Raw genomic sequence first — 1,046 nt, forward strand, 5'->3', positions numbered from 1 at the left:
TCCGGGGGCAACAACCGTGCGACCGCTTTGTCCTTGAATGCTTGTCCGTATCTGGCCACTTCGTTCTTCCGTTATCGCCCTCGGGGTTCAGATTCTATCGAGGCGACAACTATCTTGACCCAGAGGGTGACGATCTGCGTTTCTCCGATCCACGCAACCGCCTTGCAAACATCCTCGATGTTCTCGCTGGTGTTGGTAATCACCAGATCGCCAGGATCAACCTTGGCGAGTTTTTCGGCTTTTTCTGCCGGGACAAAGGACTTTGTCTCCGCTGTCCAGATGCCGTAATAGGTGTAAATCTGTCCGTAATGGATGCACCCAACCCCAGACTCCACGAAATCGGCCTTCGGCATTCCGTTGCCGCGCACCAGTTCGCCGAAGTCACCAATAGCCCTGAAGTCAACGCCGTTTGGGCATAGCTTTGCAATCAGGTCGTCGATCTGGCTCATACTTATTCTCCTTCCAGATCGGCCACAATGGCATCGATCTGCTCCCTTAATTCTGCTTGCCGTGCCACGATACGGCTGATTTTGGCGTTGAGTACCCGAATATCCACTGCCTCGCGCTCGTCTTTCTGCTCAACGTAACTGGACACGGCGATGTTGTAGCCGTTGGCAGCAATATCGCCGTTCTCGACCAGCCGTGCGAAGTGCTCCATGCTCTGGCGGCCGGTGAAGGCATCGAGGATTTTTTGCTGGTGTTCGGGCAGTAGCTTGTTCTTATTGCCGCTGCGCACGAACTCGGCACTGGCATCGATAAACAGCGTAGCGTTATCGTGCTTGGATTTCTTCAGGATAATGATGCAGGTGGCAATCGTGGTGCCGAAGAACAGGTCGGGCGGCAGCTGGATCACGGCATCGACATAGTTGTTGTCGATGAGGTACTGGCGGATTTTTTGCTCCGCACCACCGCGATAGAGCAGGGCTGCCGCAGCTACCCGCTTGTCGTTGACCACGCCAAAATGACGTTCACGATCAATCACTTGCGATACCCCTGTTCACAAGCCATTGTTTTGTGTAGCTTCCTGTCTTTTTGGGCGACCGATG

The 1,046-nt window shown here is 54.2% G+C and carries 2 protein-coding genes; both read right to left on the reverse strand.

Features of this window, described 5'->3' with window-relative positions; translation table 11 throughout:
- Nucleotides 1-71: 71 nt before the first annotated feature.
- On the reverse strand, nt 72-449 hold the full coding sequence (locus GH664_RS22905; protein ID WP_228111694.1) for a hypothetical protein: 378 nt from the start codon (nt 447-449) through the stop codon (nt 72-74).
- A 2-nt stretch (nt 450-451) separates the two neighbouring features.
- Nucleotides 452-982 carry an N-6 DNA methylase gene (locus tag GH664_RS22910; protein ID WP_228111695.1) on the reverse strand — a complete coding sequence of 177 codons (531 nt, stop codon included), beginning with the start codon at nt 980-982 and terminating at the stop codon, nt 452-454.
- Nucleotides 983-1,046 lie beyond the last annotated feature (64 nt).

It is taken from the genome of Thauera sp. 2A1, from assembly GCF_009469595.2.
Taxonomy (GTDB): Bacteria; Pseudomonadota; Gammaproteobacteria; order Burkholderiales; family Rhodocyclaceae; genus Thauera.

Excerpts from the sequence above, each read along its gene's own strand:
- GH664_RS22905 (WP_228111694.1), bottom strand. The coding sequence starts at position 449 with ATGAGCCAGATCGACGACCTGATTGCAAAGCTATGCCCAAACGGCGTT.